The sequence below is a fragment of the Pseudopedobacter beijingensis genome, assembly GCF_042678145.1.
In the GTDB taxonomy this organism is placed as follows: Bacteria; Bacteroidota; Bacteroidia; order Sphingobacteriales; family Sphingobacteriaceae; genus Pseudopedobacter; species Pseudopedobacter beijingensis.
In genome coordinates, this window is sequence record NZ_JBHUDG010000019.1 from 52935 (window position 1) to 70127 (window position 17193).

Annotated in this window: 22 protein-coding genes; 19 read left to right on the top strand and 3 right to left on the bottom strand. The window is 40.5% G+C overall.

All coding sequences use genetic code 11. The features are described 5' to 3' along the window. Positions 1 to 6 precede the first annotated feature (6 nt). From catA to ACFSAH_RS12545, 14 genes are all read left to right on the top strand, one after another. Positions 7 to 654 (top strand): type A chloramphenicol O-acetyltransferase, encoded by a 648-nt coding sequence (gene catA, locus ACFSAH_RS12480; RefSeq protein WP_379663077.1) that lies wholly within the window; start codon positions 7 to 9, stop codon positions 652 to 654. Positions 655 to 674: 20 nt separating this feature from the next. Beyond that, on the top strand, positions 675 to 1166 hold the full coding sequence (locus tag ACFSAH_RS12485) for a GNAT family N-acetyltransferase (protein ID WP_379663078.1): 492 nt from the start codon (positions 675 to 677) through the stop codon (positions 1164 to 1166). Between the two features lie 24 nt (positions 1167 to 1190). Beyond that, complete coding sequence (locus tag ACFSAH_RS12490) at positions 1191 to 1511, top strand: GNAT family N-acetyltransferase (RefSeq protein ID WP_379663162.1); 321 nt, start codon at positions 1191 to 1193, stop codon at positions 1509 to 1511. A gap of 219 nt (positions 1512 to 1730) precedes the next feature. After that, the gene (locus ACFSAH_RS12495) at positions 1731 to 2207 is read left to right on the top strand and encodes a GNAT family N-acetyltransferase (RefSeq protein ID WP_379663079.1); all 477 of its coding nucleotides are present in this window, start codon (positions 1731 to 1733) and stop codon (positions 2205 to 2207) included. 644 nt (positions 2208 to 2851) lie between these two features. Beyond that, a complete protein-coding gene (locus ACFSAH_RS12500) occupies positions 2852 to 3211 on the top strand; it encodes a four helix bundle protein (protein ID WP_379663080.1) in 360 nt (119 codons plus the stop codon). Between the two features lie 310 nt (positions 3212 to 3521). Continuing rightward, positions 3522 to 4313, top strand: a complete 792-nt coding sequence (locus ACFSAH_RS12505; RefSeq protein WP_379663081.1) for a carbon-nitrogen hydrolase family protein — start codon at positions 3522 to 3524, stop codon at positions 4311 to 4313. A 286-nt stretch (positions 4314 to 4599) separates the two neighbouring features. After that, the gene (locus ACFSAH_RS12510; protein ID WP_379663082.1) at positions 4600 to 4932 is read left to right on the top strand and encodes an ArsR/SmtB family transcription factor; all 333 of its coding nucleotides are present in this window, start codon (positions 4600 to 4602) and stop codon (positions 4930 to 4932) included. A gap of 78 nt (positions 4933 to 5010) precedes the next feature. Next, a complete protein-coding gene (locus ACFSAH_RS12515; RefSeq protein ID WP_379663083.1) occupies positions 5011 to 5466 on the top strand; it encodes a DUF6428 family protein in 456 nt (151 codons plus the stop codon). Positions 5467 to 5488: 22 nt separating this feature from the next. After that, on the top strand, positions 5489 to 6097 hold the full coding sequence (locus ACFSAH_RS12520; protein ID WP_379663084.1) for a low molecular weight phosphatase family protein: 609 nt from the start codon (positions 5489 to 5491) through the stop codon (positions 6095 to 6097). A 180-nt stretch (positions 6098 to 6277) separates the two neighbouring features. Then, on the top strand, positions 6278 to 7306 hold the full coding sequence (arsB, locus tag ACFSAH_RS12525; RefSeq protein ID WP_379663085.1) for an ACR3 family arsenite efflux transporter: 1029 nt from the start codon (positions 6278 to 6280) through the stop codon (positions 7304 to 7306). A gap of 372 nt (positions 7307 to 7678) precedes the next feature. Continuing rightward, positions 7679 to 8980 carry an adenylosuccinate synthase gene (locus ACFSAH_RS12530; protein ID WP_379663086.1) on the top strand — a complete coding sequence of 434 codons (1302 nt, stop codon included), beginning with the start codon at positions 7679 to 7681 and terminating at the stop codon, positions 8978 to 8980. 88 nt (positions 8981 to 9068) lie between these two features. Beyond that, a complete protein-coding gene (locus ACFSAH_RS12535) occupies positions 9069 to 9635 on the top strand; it encodes a Crp/Fnr family transcriptional regulator (RefSeq protein ID WP_379663087.1) in 567 nt (188 codons plus the stop codon). A gap of 323 nt (positions 9636 to 9958) precedes the next feature. Next, a complete protein-coding gene (locus ACFSAH_RS12540; RefSeq protein ID WP_379663088.1) occupies positions 9959 to 11134 on the top strand; it encodes an MFS transporter in 1176 nt (391 codons plus the stop codon). Positions 11135 to 11205: 71 nt separating this feature from the next. Further along, positions 11206 to 11799: a Crp/Fnr family transcriptional regulator gene (locus ACFSAH_RS12545; protein ID WP_379663089.1), complete on the top strand. Its 594-nt coding sequence runs from the start codon at positions 11206 to 11208 to the stop codon at positions 11797 to 11799. 226 nt (positions 11800 to 12025) lie between these two features. Here ACFSAH_RS12545 and ACFSAH_RS12550 read toward each other — a convergent pair whose 3' ends face one another. Together ACFSAH_RS12550 and ACFSAH_RS12555 are read right to left on the bottom strand one after the other, a co-directional pair. Continuing rightward, positions 12026 to 12391 carry a DUF1801 domain-containing protein gene (locus ACFSAH_RS12550; protein WP_379663090.1) on the bottom strand — a complete coding sequence of 122 codons (366 nt, stop codon included), beginning with the start codon at positions 12389 to 12391 and terminating at the stop codon, positions 12026 to 12028. After that, positions 12388 to 12846, bottom strand: coding sequence for a GyrI-like domain-containing protein (locus ACFSAH_RS12555; RefSeq protein ID WP_379663091.1), 459 nt, complete (start codon positions 12844 to 12846; stop codon positions 12388 to 12390). Before ACFSAH_RS12555 ends, ACFSAH_RS12550 begins: the two co-directional genes overlap by 4 nt. A 431-nt stretch (positions 12847 to 13277) precedes the next feature. Here ACFSAH_RS12555 and ACFSAH_RS12560 point away from each other — a divergent pair, with 431 nt between their 5' ends. The 4 genes from ACFSAH_RS12560 to ACFSAH_RS12575 all read left to right on the top strand — a co-directional run bounded on the left by ACFSAH_RS12560 (position 13278) and on the right by ACFSAH_RS12575 (position 16241). Continuing rightward, on the top strand, positions 13278 to 13817 hold the full coding sequence (locus ACFSAH_RS12560; RefSeq protein WP_379663092.1) for a GNAT family N-acetyltransferase: 540 nt from the start codon (positions 13278 to 13280) through the stop codon (positions 13815 to 13817). Between the two features lie 54 nt (positions 13818 to 13871). Then, the gene (locus ACFSAH_RS12565) at positions 13872 to 14837 is read left to right on the top strand and encodes an arsenic resistance protein (RefSeq protein ID WP_379663093.1); all 966 of its coding nucleotides are present in this window, start codon (positions 13872 to 13874) and stop codon (positions 14835 to 14837) included. A gap of 361 nt (positions 14838 to 15198) precedes the next feature. Further along, entirely contained in the window at positions 15199 to 15630 is a 432-nt protein-coding gene (locus ACFSAH_RS12570) for a GNAT family N-acetyltransferase (protein WP_379663094.1), read from the top strand. A 17-nt stretch (positions 15631 to 15647) separates the two neighbouring features. Then, positions 15648 to 16241: a pyridoxine/pyridoxamine 5'-phosphate oxidase gene (locus ACFSAH_RS12575; RefSeq protein ID WP_379663095.1), complete on the top strand. Its 594-nt coding sequence runs from the start codon at positions 15648 to 15650 to the stop codon at positions 16239 to 16241. A gap of 33 nt (positions 16242 to 16274) precedes the next feature. On the opposite strand, the gene ACFSAH_RS12580 is transcribed toward ACFSAH_RS12575, so the two are convergent. Beyond that, on the bottom strand, positions 16275 to 16670 hold the full coding sequence (locus ACFSAH_RS12580; RefSeq protein ID WP_379663096.1) for an SRPBCC domain-containing protein: 396 nt from the start codon (positions 16668 to 16670) through the stop codon (positions 16275 to 16277). A 147-nt stretch (positions 16671 to 16817) separates the two neighbouring features. Between ACFSAH_RS12580 and folB the strand changes: the two genes are divergently transcribed. Then, entirely contained in the window at positions 16818 to 17192 is a 375-nt protein-coding gene (gene folB, locus ACFSAH_RS12585) for a dihydroneopterin aldolase (RefSeq protein WP_379663097.1), read from the top strand. Position 17193: the final 1 nt, after the last annotated feature.

Genomic DNA, 17193 nt, shown 5'->3' on the forward strand with positions numbered 1-17193 from the left:
CAACAAATGAGCAGTAAGTATCAAACAATAAACACAGAAGAGTGGAAGCGGAAAGAACATTTTGCGGCCTATCGGGGACCGGTAAAATGCGGGTTCAGCCTGACCGTAAAACTGGATATTTCGCCATTGATTCCCTTTGTAAAAAAACAGAGTTATAAATTTTATCCGGTGATGATTTACCTGCTCACCAAAGCCGTAAACCAGCATCCGGAATTTAAAATGGCCATGAAAGCGGGCGAACTGATTGTCTGGGACAGGGTAGAACCGGTGTACACCGTGCTGCATCCGGAAACGGAAACCTTTTCGGCACTAACGTCCCGCTGTACCGGAGAACTGGACGAGTTTATAAAAGTGTATGATGAGACAACAGAACGGTACCGGAACGACGGGCGGTTTTTTCCGGAACAGGCTCCCGAAAACCATTTTAACATTTCGGCAATTCCCTGGATACATTTCGACAGTTTTAACCTGAACATAGCCGATTTTACGGATTACTTTGCACCCAGTTTTACCATCGGGAAATACCAGACAGATAACAACAAAATAATGCTGCCGCTGGCCATACAAGTCCACCACGCAGTATGCGACGGAATCCATGTCGCCAAATTGATCAACACCTTGCAGGAATACTGTACCCATTCTGACCAGGTATAATACGTCTAAAAAAATACAAGATGCAGATACGAAACTTAAGCACACAAGACAACCCGGATTTAGTGCAGGCGATTAACGGAGCTTTTGCCGATTACATAGTTCCTTTTCAGCTGAATGCAGCACAATTGCAATTTAAAATGGCAACAGAAAACATTGTACCGGAATGGTCTGTCGGTGTGTTTGAAGGAGAACAGCTGATTGCCTTTATCATGCATGGAGTGCGGACAACAGCGGGAAAAACGGTTGTATATAATGCCGGAACAGGAGTACTGCCCGCATACCGCGGAAAAGGACTGGTGGGCAAAATGTACGAATACATGCAGCCATTTTTTGAGGAAAACAAAGTACAGCAATTGGTACTGGAAGTAATAGAAGGCAACCAATCTGCCATCCGCGCCTACGAAAAAAACGGATTCACTATTCAGCGAAAACTGTTGTGTTTTGATGGAGAATTAAAGGTACAACCAACTTCGGCAACAGCCTCTGTCCGGCCATTAACGGAATTTCCGTAGGAAGCATTTCAGGCCTTTTGGGACATTGCGCCCAGCTGGCAAAGCGCCATAGAAAGTATGGAGGTAGCACAGCCAGCGGCAGTAGGTGCTTTTATAGCAGCAGAATTGGTGGGCTATGTACTGTTTAACCCGGTGAACAAACGCATCTATCAGATAGCAGTAGCGCCCCGGCACCGCCGGAAAGGCATCGCCACGCAGCTATTGGCAGCCGTACAACAGCAACTCCCGGATACAAAGGTGCAACTGAACAACATGGACGAAGCTGCCGAAAACCTGAAACTGTTGTTGGAAAAACATGGCCTGACCAACGATATTAACCAGTTTGAAATGAGGAAAACTTTTTGAACAAGGAGATATTTAACTATGAATTTTTGAACGATGAACTGTTTTTAATGATAAACTATAGAACTATAAACTATGAATTATTGGACTGTGAGCTATTTAGCTATGAATTTGTTCATCATTCTTCGGTTCCAAGTTCATTGTTGTTCCCGTTCCAAGTTCATAGTTATTTCGTTCCTCATTCATAGTTTTTCCCGTTTCTCATTAAAAAAAGTCAACAACATGATCACCATTGCCGCTTATCAGCCCCAGTATTTTAACGCCCTTACAGCATATCGTTTAGAGGGAGAGCAGTCGGAATATTCCAGGATCCCGTACGAGGTACTCAACGACCCGTACATGATGGAAAACAAGCAGCGTTTTCAGTACTGCATATTGGTAGACGAAGAACCAGCCGGACTTTTCTGCCTCGATTTCACAGAAGACCGTTTTGACTATACCAGTAACAGCCATGCCGTATTATTGCGGTCGCTGTCCGTAAACCCCGCATTTCAGGGAAAAGGAGTAGCAAAAGCCGCCATGCTGCAACTGCCCGCATTGGTAAAGCAAGATTTTCCCGGCACCACAGAAATCGTGTTCGGCGTTAACCAGCAAAACACCGGCGCCTATCGGCTGTACCTTAAAACCGGCTATCTGGACTCAGGCAAGGAATACAACGGAATAAAAGGACCGCAGTATGTGATGTATAAACGGGTTTGAACGAGGAGTAACTATGAATTATAGAACTATAAATGATGAATTATGAACTGGTTTTAACAATGAACTATAGAACTGTTTTTAATGATGAACTATAGAACTATAAACTTTGAATAACAATGGATTATGAACTGGTTTTAACAATGAACTATAGAGCTATAAACGATGAATTATTGGACTGTGAGCTATTTAGCTATGAATTTGTTCATCATTCTTCGGTTCCTAGTTCATAGTCGTTTTTCGTTCCTTGCTCATCATTCTTTCATTCATAGTTCATAGTTGTTTCAGTTCAACATTCATAGTTCATTTAGTTTATCATTATTCAACATTCTTTTGGAGTTTTCGATAATTATCTTTAAATTAATAATAAAGAGGATTTTAAACCAGAAAAATAAACCGTTGTTCACTGTGGATTTTGGAAGTATTAATGATGAATTCTTAAACAATAAATTATGAATGATTAACCGTTTTTAGAGATGAACTACTGAACGATTAACTATGAGCTATGAATTATTGAACTATAAACTGTGAATTTGTTCCTCATTCATCATTCTTTCAGTTCATTGTTCATCATTATTTCATCGTTCATCGCTATTTTCATTCATCATTATTATCCAAGTTCATACAACCACTTAAAAACCTGAAATATGAATCAAAAAGACATTTTAAAAGAAAAATCGTTCTCCTTTGCTATTAAAGCTGTGGCTCTTTACAAGTATCTGCAGGAAGAGAAGCGGGAATTTATCATCAGCAAACAATTTTTACGAAGCGGGACTTCTGTTGGTGCTAATATCCGCGAAGCAAAAAATGCCCAGTCGCCAAAAGATTTTGTACATAAGTTGCACATTGCCCAGAAAGAATGTGACGAAAGCTTGTACTGGCTCGAATTAATGTCGGCAACTAACTACATCGGCTTGCAGGAATACGAAAAGGTAGCCTGTGAAGCATCGGAAATCCTCAGAATAATAAAAAGCAGTATTCTTACAGTAAAACAGAAAATGAAATGAGTTTTAACTATGAACTACTGAACAATGAACTATAGAACAATAAACAATGAACTATAGAACAATAAACTATGAATTTGTTTATCATTCTTCGGTTCCTAGTTCATCATTTTTTCATTCATCGGTTCATCATTCATAGTTATTTTCGCTCCTAGTTCATCATTCATAGTTATTCCCGTTCATCATTATCAAAGTTCCTCATTCATAGTTATCAAAGTTCATAGTTGTTCTCATTCATCATTATTTCCTCGTTTCTTTCTTCTTTTAACTTAGCTTTGTCTATACAACAGATGTTTTGTCGAAATGTAAATTTATGAGAGCAGGATTTTTTCAATACGATGTTATTTCCAAAGATAGGGATGCAAATTTAGAGTATATCGCATCCAAACTAAGAACAGAGCAATTTGATTTATTGGTACTACCCGAGTTATTTACCTGCGGATATGCTTTTGATACGCGGGAACAGCTTTTACCGTTTGCAGAGACACTGGATAACAGCGAAACTATACGAAGATTAACTGCGGTAGCAGCCTTATGTGGAGGGTGCATAACAGGAACCATCCCGGAGTTATGCGAAGGATTATTATACAACACAGCCATTGTTGTAAACGATACAGGATTAATTGCGTACCAACGAAAAATACATTTACCCGATTACGAAAAACGCTTATATACATCGGGCGAAGCGATTAAGGTGTGTAAACATAAAGATATTACCATTGGAATAATGACCTGTTTTGATTGCTGGTTTGCTCCCTTAGGTGCTAAGCTCAAGCTCCAGGGGGCCGAGGTTGTTTGTCATTCAGCCTGTTTTGGTGGAGATGTGACACCTCGTATTTTACCCATCAGAGCTTTAGAAAATCAATATTTTGTAATAAGTTGCAACAGGGTAGGAGGAGAACTGTTTGAGGGCATTTGGGAAAGCTATCGTGGCGAAAGCCAGATTATAGATGTAGATGGTAACATTTTGTATAAAGCCGGAAATGAGGAAGAACTCGTTTTTGTCAACATCGATCTTAAGGAAGTCGGAAATCCCCGATTCGGCAGCCTGATCACCAGTGATTTTACTTCAGAACATGAAAAATACAGGATAGATATTTTTTAACTATGAGCTATAGAACTATGAACTACTGAACAATGAGCTATGAATTTGTTCATCATTCTTCGGTTCCTAGTTCATCATTTTTTCATTCATCGGTTCATCGTTCATAGTTATTTTCGCTCCTAGTTCATCATTCATAGTTATTCTTGTTCATCATTATCAAAGTTCCTCATTCTTTCGTTCATCATTCATAGTTATCAAAGTTCATAGTTCTTCCCGTTCCTCATTCTAAAAAAACTTGTGTAGTTGAAATTGATATCGTAATATTGCAATATTAAAATATATAAAAATGGGAGTAACACGTTCAGAAATATTTAGTGATGCGCAAAATCAGCTTGCCTCTTTGTTTAAAGTATTGGGGCATCCAGCGAGGATTGCTATTCTGCAACAGATTATCAACCGGAAAGCTTGTATCTGCAACGATCTGGTCGACGAGCTCGGACTGGCGCAGCCTACCATTTCCCAGCACCTGAAAGAACTGAAAAACATAGGAATTATTCAGGGGACTATAGAAGGAAAGGCGGTGTGTTATTGCATCGACGAAACAGTGTGGCGGGCATTGCAACAGCAGTTTAATGACTTTTTTAATCAGGATGTGCTGGCCAGCGGAGAATGCTGTTAAGGCATTTTTTTGATTCTCAATATCGTTATATCGCAATATGATGATTTGATAAATTGTAAATACTTAAAAACAACATATATGACACTCGAACAAATAAAAGCGGTTTTACCGGCTTTAGACAACGTAGAATTCCAGTTGGAGAACGGAACTTTTGTGCCCGAACATTTTCATGTAACCGAAGTAGGTGTTATCACCAGAAATTTTATCGATTGCGGCGGTGTTATCCGTCACGAAAAGGTGGTTAACTTTCAGTTGTGGAACGCCGATGATTACGAACATCGTTTAAAACCCGGAAAATTGCTACACATTATCCGCCTGTCGGAAGAAAAACTGGGGATTGAAAACGCCGAAATAGAGGTGGAATACCAGAACGAAACCATCGGGAAATACGATCTGGACTTTAACGGGAAGCATTTTCTACTCAAAAACAAGCAAACTGCCTGCCTGGCACAAGATGCCTGCGGAATTCCGTCAGTAGCACAAACACCGGTATCCGGCAATTCAAGTTGTACTCCCGGATCAGGCTGCTGTTAACCCCAATAATCTGTAACATACGATGTACACAAAACTAACTGAAACGATTGAAAGGGAGATTCTGACCCGAACAATTAGCGAGGAGCGTAAAAAGGCGTTACAACCGCTGACAGAATATATCAGGCAAAAAAGAGAAAGTGGCGCTGCACTGAACCTTCATTTTATTTGTACGCATAATTCGCGACGGAGCCATCTTGCACAGCTATGGACACAGGTAGCGGCGGCTTATTATGGTGTGCCGGGTGTAACTTGTTATTCCGGCGGAACGGAAGCGACAGCGCTTTTTCCTCAGGTGGCAGCCACGCTGACCGAGCAAGGATTTCACATTGTTAAGATTGCGGAAAGCGATAATCCGGTATATGCTATTAAATACGATGAAAATGCCGCTCCTCTTATTGGTTTTTCGAAACTATACGATCATCCTTACAATCCGGTATCCGCTTTTGCAGCAATTATGACCTGTTCGCAAGCCGACGAAGGATGTCCGTTTATTGTCGGAGCAGAACAAAGAATTCCCATTCCTTTTGACGATCCGAAAGAAGCAGACCATACCCCTCAGCAAACCGCTGTATATGCAGAAAGAAGCCTTCAGATAGCTGCGGAAATGTTTTTAACTATGAAAAATGTTTAACTGATTAATGATTAATGATGAGTGATGAACTGATTAACTATGAACTATGAGATAAGAACTATGAACTTGTTCAACGTTCCTCCGTTCCTCATTCATCGTTTTTTCAGTTCATTATTCTCCCAGTTCCTCATTCATCATTATTTCATTCATAGTTCCTAAAGTTCCTTATCCAAAAAAAATATGCAACCAAGATTAAAACTCATCGACCGTTATCTGACCTTGTGGATTTTTCTCGCCATGGCGGCAGGAGTAGCACTGGGCTACTTTTTCCCGGGGATTTCAACCATTACCAATACACTATCGGTCGGGACTACCAATATTCCACTGGCTGCCGGATTGATCCTGATGATGTATCCGCCACTGGCAAAAGTCGATTATTCGTTATTGCCCAATGCGCTGAAAGATAGAAAAGCCATCGGAATCTCGCTCTTCCTAAACTGGGTGGTAGGCACTGTCCTTATGTTTATTTTAGCTGTCGTATTCCTGCGCAACGAACCCGATTACATGGCCGGATTAATTCTGATCGGACTGGCAAGATGTATCGCCATGGTTATTGTCTGGAACGACCTCGCTAAAGGAAACCGTGAATATGCTGCTTTACTGGTTGCCTTAAACAGCATTTTTCAGGTACTTACCTACAGTTTTTTTGTATGGTTGTTTATAAATATACTGCCGGCTCGTTTGGGATTAACCGGGTTTAACGTCACCGTATCGGTAAAAGAAGTGACCCAAAGTGTATTGATTTACCTGGGAATTCCCTTTGCAGCAGGATTTTCAGGTCGGTATTTTCTCATCCGGTCAAAAGGAAAAGAATGGTACAACCGGAAATTTATTCCTGCCATATCGCCCATTACATTGTATGCGCTGTTGTTTACCATTGTATTGATGTTTAGCCTTAAAGGCGATAAAATTATAGAATTGCCGATGGACGTACTCAAAGTAGCGCTGCCGTTAATCATCTATTTTGTAGTCATGTTTTTTGTCAGCTTCTTTGTCAGCAAAAGCCTCAACATCCCTTACGATAAAAATGCCTCCATAGCATTTACCGCTACCGGAAACAATTTTGAACTCGCCATTGCCGTATCCATTTCCCTGTTCGGATTGCACTCACCGCAAGCCTTTGTAGGTGTAATAGGACCGCTGGTAGAAGTTCCGGTGCTGATTCTGCTGGTAAAAATGAGTTTATGGCTGAAGAAAAGTTATTTATAACGAGGAACTTTTTAATGATGAATTATTGAACAATGAACGAGGAACGATGAATTTTTTGAATGATGAGATATTTAACTATGAGCTGATTTTGAACTATGAATTATGAACTGAATGACAATGAACTATTGAATGATGAACTATGAACTTGTTCAACGTTCCTCCGTTCTTCATTCATCATTATAAGAGTTCAACGTTCCTCCGTTCATCACTCATAGTTATTTCAGTTCAACATTCCTCCGTTCCTCATTCATCGTTTTTTTCAGTTCATCATTCCTCCGTTCAACATTCATCGTTATTTCAGTTCTTTTTGCCAAATGACAATTGTCATGCCGGCCGGGGCTCCTAATTTTGTCGTATTAAATCATTCAAACAATGAGTACAGCAAAAATGGATATTCTCGTAGGGCTTCAATGGGGCGACGAAGGAAAAGGAAAATTTATCGATCATATTTGTCCCGATTATGCTATTATAGCACGCTTTAACGGCGGTGCCAACGCAGGGCATACCATCTTCTGGAACGATAAAAAAGTAACCCTGAAACTGTTGCCCTCCGGTATTTTCTATCCGCATATCCAGAATGTCATCGGTACCGGAACAGTCATAGATCCGACTCAGCTGAGAAATGAAATCGAACAACTGGCGTTGACCTTTCCTGAACTTATGTTTAAAGAACGCCTGTTTATTTCAAAAAAAGCCCATCTGGTATTGCCTACCGATAAATATCTCGACAGCTATTTCGAAAATTCGCCCGATTACCGGACCATCGGAACTACCAAAAACGGAATTGGCTGCGCCTATGCGCACAAACTGTTGCGGCAGGGATTTAGGGTAACCGATAGTTACAGCGATAATTTCGGAGATGAGGTTACCAAAACTATGCGCAGGGAATACGATGCCTTGAAGGCAAACGGTCAGGAAATGATTGATTTTGATGCGATGGTGAATAATTTTTTGTCAGACATTGCTTATTTACAACAACTGGCTGTGATAGATACTGAACTGTATCTGAATGCTGCGCTGAAAGCCGGAAAACGAGTGCTTGCCGAAGGAGCACAGGCAACCTTGCTGGATATCGACCACGGTTCTTACCCATACGTAACGTCTTCCAATACCATTGCTTCTGCAGCTTGTGTGGGTTTGGGAGTGCCACCTTCTAAAGTAGGAGAAATATTCGGAGTGCTGAAAGCGTACCTGACACGGGTAGGCGATGGGCCTTTTCCCAGCGAATTGAAGGACGGACTGGCCGACGAACTTCGCAACAAAGGAAATGAATTCGGGTCTAATACTGGCAGACCGAGGCGCATTGGCTGGCTGGATCTTCCCGCTTTAAAATATGCCATTATGCTCAACGGCATTACACAACTTATTATAACCAAAGCGGATGTGCTGAACGAAATGGAAATGGTACAACTCTGTGAGCGGTATGACCTCGACGGAGAATTGCAGGAAATAGCCAGCACCGGAACAGAATTTTTTGCTGCCCGTCCCCAGTGGAAAACCTTTAAAGGCTGGACGGCAGATTTTTCTACCATTACCAGGGAAACAGAACTGCCTCAGGAATTGCGCACTTATATCGCTTTTTTAACCCATCAGCTGGAAACACCGGTAAGCCATCTTTCCATCGGGCCTAAACGAGAAGATATTATTGCCTTGCAACAGGCTGACGTAAAATAACCCGGAAAATAGCCGGATATTACTGTAGAAAGGAATAATTATTGTTCAAAAGTTGCTTGAACAGGGATTATTTGTAAACTTAGAGAAGATGAAAGAGCTTATCGCATACATAGAAAAATTCGGACCACTCAGCGAAGCAGAAAAACAGACCATCCAAAGCCTGTTTACACTGGTAGAAATTCCCAAAGGAGCCTATTTTGCAGAGCAGGGGAACATCAGTAAAAAGATCGCATTTGTCCACCAGGGAGTTTTTCGATCGGTATATTACAATAAACAAGGCGACGATTTTACCAACTATTTCATTTACGAAGGCCGGTTTATCGGCGATCTTCACAGCTTTCAGGAGCAAACATCTTCCAGCGATTATATAGAAGCCATTACGGATGCTGCCGTGTGGGTAATCAGCCACGAAAAATTTACCATTCTGGAACAACAGATAGCCGTATGGCCGCTGTTAATGATTAAACTGTATGCTTTTGTGGCAGAAAGTAAACTGAAAATGGCAGGCACCATGAAAAATCTGGACGCTACCAGCCGCTATCATCTTTTCCTGAACCACTATCCGGGATTGGCCAACCGCGTACCACTCAATATGCTGGCTTCGTACCTTGGCATTACATCTTCTTCCCTTAGTCGTATCCGACGTTATAAATGATGAGCTATTTAACTATGAACAATAAACTATGAATTAGATAACTATGAACTTGTTCCTCATTCATTGTCTTTTCAGTTCATCATTAATAAGAGTTCATCATTATTTTCGTTCCTCATTCATTGTTCTTTTCGTTCCTCATTAATAAGAGTTCCTCATTCATTGTTCTTTCAGTTCATCCTTGTAAGAGTTCATCATTCATCATTATTTTCGTTCATCATTAATAAGAGTTCATCATTATAAAAGTTTTTTTTGACCTAGATCAAAGTTTAGTAAAACGCAGTCCCGCAACTTTGCGCTCATAAATAATTTAAAACACATAATTTATGAATGTAACAGTAGAAAAAGGGCAGGAGCTAAGCTTTTACAAAGCAATAACGCCCATTATCGTGTCCGTTTTTGGGGTGTACCTCACCATCGGGATTGTGCTGGGTGTGCTTCCCGGTTTTGTACAGCACCAGTTAGGTTTCGACAGTATTATTGTCGGTCTGGTCATTGGGCTGCAATTTATCTCCACCTTGCTGACGCGGGCTTATTCCGGTAAAATTACCGATACCAAAGGAGCCAGACAAAGTAAACGTACAGGTGTAATTTTCGCCGTGATGGCCGGCGTAGCCTATATTCTTTCCGTTGTGCTGAAAGACCATCCGGGAATAGCATTGCCAGTGTTGATGCTGGCGAGAATTCTCCACGGTACAGGAGAAAGTTTTCTGGTAACAGGGGCACTTACCTGGGGGATCGGTCTGGTAGGATTGCCTAATTCGGGGAAGGTAATGACCTGGAACGGTATTGCCATGTATGCAGGAATTGCCATTGGCGCGCCGCTGAGTATCTGGCTGAGCAATGGATGGGGCGTTTTTCCCGCTTTTATGCTGATTGTGCTGCTTCCGTTTGTGAGCTGGCTGGCTACCGTAAAATTACCGGGAATTCCGGTTGATAACACCCACATCCGTACTCCGTTTTACAAAGTGATAGGCGCAGTGTCCGGTCAGGGATTAAGCCTTGCGTTCTCGTCCGTAGCCTTTGGCTGTATCGCTTCGTTCATCGCTTTGTTCTTCACACAGAAAAACTGGGGCGATGCCTCCGTAGCTTTCATGGTATTTGGTGCCTGTTATGTCCTTACCCGTATTTTCTTTGCCTCGTATCCCGATCGTTTCGGCGGCTACAGAATTGCGTTTATCTCTTTGCTGATAGAAATTGCAGGGCAGTTGCTCATCTGGACATCGGCTTCAAAAGCCATGGCGATTGTGGGCTGCGGGCTCACCGGTGTTGGATTTTCGCTTATTTTTCCGGCGTTGGGCGTATTGGCCATTCAGAAAGTAAGCCCGCAAATGAGAGGAACTGCACTGGGGGCATACGTAGCCTTTGTAGATCTTTCGCTGGGACTGGCTGGTCCGTTGGCAGGATTGGTTGCCGGATGGTTTGATTACCAGGCTGTCTACCTGTTTGGAGCTTTCAGTTGTCTGCTTTCCATTGTTATTCTGCAATTTAACAGACGCTGATACTGAAAACGGTTAATCAACAAGAAGACGTTCCCGGTTTGGCTGTTTATTGGTACCTTTATGCAGGACTGATGACACGTCGAATGGAAGAACAACTGGTAGCATATATCAAGAGCAAAATATCGGTAAGCGATGACGAATTGCAAACTATACTTTCTTGTTTCAAACACCTGAAACTGAAAAAGAATGAATTGTTGCTGACGCAGGGAGAACCCAGTCAACGCACATTTTTTGTAACTAAAGGCTGCCTGCGTATTTTCTTCATCAACGAAGAAGGGCAGGAAGCCACCCGGTATTTTGCATTTGAGAACCAGTTTGCCACTGCCCTGACCAGTTTTATTACGGCTGAACCTTCTGAAGAATTTATACAAGCGGTAGAGGAGACGGAAATCTATTACATCTCGCATCGCAATTTTTATCACCTGCTGGAAATTATTCCGCAATGGGAGAAGTTTTACCGGATTTACCTGGAAATTGCTTATGTAAATAACACCAGGCGCCTGCAATCTTTTCTGATGGAAGATGCACTGGAAAAGTACCGTCAGTTGTTGAACCAGAATCCTGTTATTGTCCGCAGACTCTCTAATAAAATGGTAGCCTCTTACCTTAATATTTCACAAGAAACCCTCAGCCGGCTGAAATCGAAACTTTTTTCTGAACTATGAATGATGAGCTATTTAACTATGAACTAAGAACGATGAATTATCTAACAATGAATTAATAACGATGAACGAAGAATTATGAACTATGAGATAAGAACTATGAACTTGTTCATCATTCCTCCGTTCAACATTCTCCCAGTTCATCATTCATCATTATTTCGTTCATCATTCCTCGTTCTTTCAGTTCAGCATTATTTCGTTCATCATTCATCATTAAAAGAGTTCCTCGTTATTTAAGTTTTACAACTCCCGTTTTATACAGATTAATAGCCTTTTGTATCAGTTGTTCAATTTGCTGCAAGGGAAGGTCTTTTTCCGGGTCCAGCAACATAATTTTCATACGGGAACGAGTTTCCTGTAGCAGAAAAGCTTCTTCAAAATGTTTCCCTTCTACAATTCCAATGTAAGGTTGTTTGTGCTTTTTGTGTACCCATAGGTAGCAAAACATTTTCCCTTTATAGCAAAAGAAGGGCATTCCATACTTCAGGGTAGACGAAATATCAGGATCCTGTTTCAGGATAATACCACGAAGCGCCAGCATACAGCTTTTTAGAGGTTCTTCATACCGGTCGTAATGGTTTTCTACCGCATTCATTTGATAGCAACAAAAATATCTACTTCCGCTTGTTCCGGGTTGAGTGCTTTTTCGCCATATACTTCAAAATCGGCTGTATAGGCTCTGTCGAGATCCGATTCCCATATTTTTTGCCATTCTTTAAAAACAATTCCGTCGTGAATGTTCCCTTTGGCCGTATAGCGGAGATACTTTGCCGCGTTAATGGTTAAGCCTTTCATTCCTTCCGGAATAGTGTCCAGGTTTTCAACCCGGCATCCCAGTAAAGTTGTATAAGGTCGCATAAAATCCTTTTCATATTCCGTATAGACATTGTAAATGGTATCGTCCACTTTGTTAGGGATCAATGCAGCCACTTGTTCGCTCATAAAACGATTCCAGAGCGCACCAATATCCTGTCCCGCCTGTCCGTTTTCATTTGTCGTTCTCACCGCAATCCCGATCAGGTGAAATGTTTCAATGGTCTTATTACTCATGATTCGCTTGTTTTAAATTATGTCAGTACAAAAATAGCAGTTACAGTGACAACTATATGTCAGGAGGAAGGGGAGTTTTTTTTTAATGATGAATTATTGAACTATTAATGATGAACTATGAATTACTGAATGATGGACTGTTTTAACTATGAACGAATGAACTGTTAATGATGAGCTATTTAACTATGAACTATTGAATTATTAATGATGAACTATGAATTATGAACTTGTTCATCATTTCTTCGCTTACTATTCATCGTTTTCCCCGTTCATCGTTCATCATTCTCAAAGTTCCTCATTCCTCAAGTTCATCATTCTTTAAGTTCCTCATTCCTCAAGTTCATCGTTCTCAAAGTTCCTCATTCATCATTCTTTAAGTTCATCATTCTCCAAGTTCATCGTTCATCATTATTATACTATTTTTACAAACCATGAAAAAAGTGATAGAAACCGAACGGTTAATTTTGAGAGAGTTACTGCCAACAGATGTGGAGGGCATTTTTGAGTTGGATTCAGATCCTGAAGTGCACCAGTATTTAGGTAATAATCCCATCAAAACCCGGGAAGAAGCGGCAGAAGCCATTGCATTTATCCGTCAGCAATATACCGATCTTGGCATTGGAAGATGGGCGATTATAGATAAGCAAACCAATGAATTTATAGGCTGGTCGGGATTAAAACTGGTGACCGATGAGTACAATAAGCACTCGAATTATTACGATTTGGGATACCGCCTGATTAAAAAGTACTGGGGAAAAGGAATTGCTACCGAAACTGCAAAAGCCTGGTTGCACTATGCCTTTGAAACCCTGAAAGTAGATGCAGTATATGCTATGACAGATTGCGGAAATGCAGGTTCGGATAAGATTTTGAAAAAAGTGGGACTACAATTGGTAGAAAGTTTTGTTCTGGATGAAATTATGCACAACTGGTATACAATAGATCGCGAAAGCTTTGAAAAAAATCAGTAAACAGTCTTGGATTTTTAGAACACCGATGATCCGAAAAAACGGCAATAAATTAAGATGATCACAAGAGAACAGCTCGAGGAAAAGCAAATAAATATTTACATTATTGTATTGATAATAAGTGTTATTGTAGGAATTAACTGGAGTAACAGTTCAATACTTTCCAGCGCCATAGAATCAGTAATCGGCTTGTTGCTGTATGGAATGTTTTGCCAGATTCCCTTTCTCGAACTGGGGCAGGTATTCAAAAAGCGTTCATTTTTTAAAGCCTTGTTATTGGGCAATTTTGTGCTGATTCCTCTGCTGGTCTGGCTGCTTATTTCCCTGTTTTCGTTAAGCAGTAGCTTGCAAATAGGCGTTTTATTGGTTTTGCTGACACCTTGTATAGATTATGTTATTGTTTTTACCCATCTTGGAAAAGGAGACGCCCGCGCTATACTGGCCGCTACTCCTTTGTTGTTTTTGCTTCAGCTGATCTTGTTGCCGCTGTATCTGTGGTTTTTCCTGGGAAAAGAAACCATTCGTATCATCGAAATCAGTCCATTTGTACAAGCCTTTGTATTTCTGATCCTGCTTCCGTTTCTATTGTCCGTATTTACGCAGTGGGCAGCATCCGGATCCCGCGTTGGTAAACAGTTATTATCCTTTTCGGGATGGTTACCTGTACCGTTGATGGCGCTGACCTTTTTTGTTGTGATTACTTCTCAAATAGCCGTTTTGTATGCCCGTCCAGCACCCATTTTTGCCGTCATTCCCGTTTACATTTGCTTTGCACTTCTTGCTCCCTTTGCGGGCATGGCAGCTTCCGCCATTTGTAAAACAGACGATTTAGAAAAACGTGCCGTAGCCTTTTCAACCAGTACCAGAAACTCGCTGGTGGTACTTCCGCTTGCACTCTCGCTTCCCGCTCCTGAAAATCAACTGGTAGCCGCAGTAATTGTGACACAAACCATTGTAGAGATTTTCTTTGAATTAATCTATATCAAAATCATTCCCCGCATTATCCCCGGTAAAAAACGCTGATTATCAGGCGAAAAAGAACTTTGGAATTATGAACTGGGGAACTATGAATTATTGAATGATGAGCTATTTAACAATGAATGATGAATTGAATAATTATGAACTATGAATTTGTTCATCATTTCTTCGTTCATCATTCATCATTATAAGAGTTTTTCATTCATTGTTTTTTATATTTAATGTGTTGTTTAATAGTGATTTATTTGTTTTATTTAAATGGATGCTTTATAATAAGTTATCCGAAAACAACATTACAAAATGAATATATTTTCCATCATCAGGAACATACAATGACACCGTATTCTGCGTATTTTTGTAAGAAAGGCAATTTTGTAATACAGCATAAACAAAAAGTACCACAAGAATGTTGAAACAAGCAGAAGAAATACATTACGAGAGCATCATGAAGGTGTGGGAAGCCTCGGTAAGAGCTACTCATCACTTTTTAAAAGAGGAAGATATTTTGTTTTATAAACAGTTGATTCCTGGTTTTTTGCCTCAGGTAAATCTGTTGGTACTACAGGAGGAGGATGGAATACAGGGATTTATCGGTATCAGTGAAGATATGATAGATATGCTGTTTATTGCTCCGGAAAGCCGGGGAAAAGGGTTGGGAAAGAAAATGGTGGAATGGGCTGATGCCCGTTATTCCATTCATAAAGTAGATGTAAATGAACAAAACGAGCAGGCTGTTGGTTTTTATAAAAAGTTAGGGTTTGTGCAGGTTGGACGATCTGAGAAGGATGGTTTTGATAAAGAATATCCTATTTTACATCTTGAACGTAAACATCTTTAGAAAGGAGGATCATAAGAATGCCGGTACATACTATTCACGAAATTATAAGCCGTTTTGAGCAAGGGCTGGAAGCAGAAATGAAACAGCGGAAAGTGCGGTTGCCCTACGCTTGTTGTATGTCGACCGAAGGACTGGATGGTTTTCCGAATGCCCGGTTTGTGTCGTTAAAAGAAGTGCGGGATAATTGCTTTGTTGTAACCGGAACATTTTCGTCCCGCAAAGGAGCAGAAATCCGCCATAACCCAAAAGTGGCATTGACATTCTGGTGGCCCGAAACGGAGCAGCAGGTGCGCATTCAGGGAACGGTGACTGAGTTGCCGGTAGCTCTGGCTGATCGCTATTTTGCTGAACGGAACCGGGAAAGTCGTATTGTTTCTGTCGTGAGCGATCAGGGGCAGGAACTGATGGATTTGTCGGATCTTACTCACCGGTTTGATGCGATGGAGGCTTCTGTACAGGATGAAATTCTCCGTCCGGAAAACTGGTGCGCGTACGCTATTGAACCTGTCCGCATAGAATTCCTGGTTTTCAGCGAATCGCGCTTCCACGACCGTACCTTGTACGAACGAAGGGGTGAGGGGCAGTGGGTGATGAGGAGGTTGCAGCCGTAATTGATTTTGTCTGCAGAGGCTTATCGAATAGAATTATGCATCTAATAAATCATCCTCAAAAAACTCCATTAATTCTCCAAAATAACTGTTGTTCCAACCGTCTACAAATTCATCATAAACATCGTTAGGTATGTTTTTGTGTATGAGTTCAACCGAAGTACCTTTTTTATCCTGATGTAATTTGATGGTAACGATAGATTCATCAGTTTCTCCGTCAAAATACCATTGTTGAACAATTTTTTTGTTCTCTATAAACTCTAGGTTTTTTCCAGTTATATTTCCGCTGAAAAGAGAAAATTCAGAGTCTGCAATAGTACTCATCTTAGCTTCTTCTCCTGTCCATAATTGTATACTTAAAGGATTGGTGAGTGCAAGATATACTTCTTCCGGTGTAGATTTTATAATGTAATATTTCTTGAAATCTTTCATTTAACCAAATAACTTTTGCAAAAGTAGCTCAAAATCCTGAGAAGATGGATAGTAAAGATAAAATAAGCAAGATTATTCTTTTTAGAAATCAAGTTTGCTTTATTTTGTGAAATAAAATCATTCTCAGAAAGAAATTAATAATCAATTATGTCGCAGCTTTTAAAAAAGGTAGGTCTTGAAGAAGTTAGATTTGTATCAAGAATAGGATATTTCCCGGAAGAGCATAAAATAAAGAATGAGTTTATAGTGTCTCTGTGGGTTGAAAACGAAGTTGATGATGATAAACTGTCTAATGATTTGCTGGAAGATACAATTGACTATACAGTTTTATATGAGATTTGTAAAGTTCATTTCAGAACAGGGAGTAAGCTGATTGAGACCGTAGCTGATAAAGTTATCAAAGATATATTGATAAAATATCCTTATGCAGAGAAAGTATATATTAAAATTAAAAAATTGACACCGCCTATTCAAGGAGAAATAGGTCAATCTTTTATAGAGTTGGCCTATTGTAAAAAGTGAT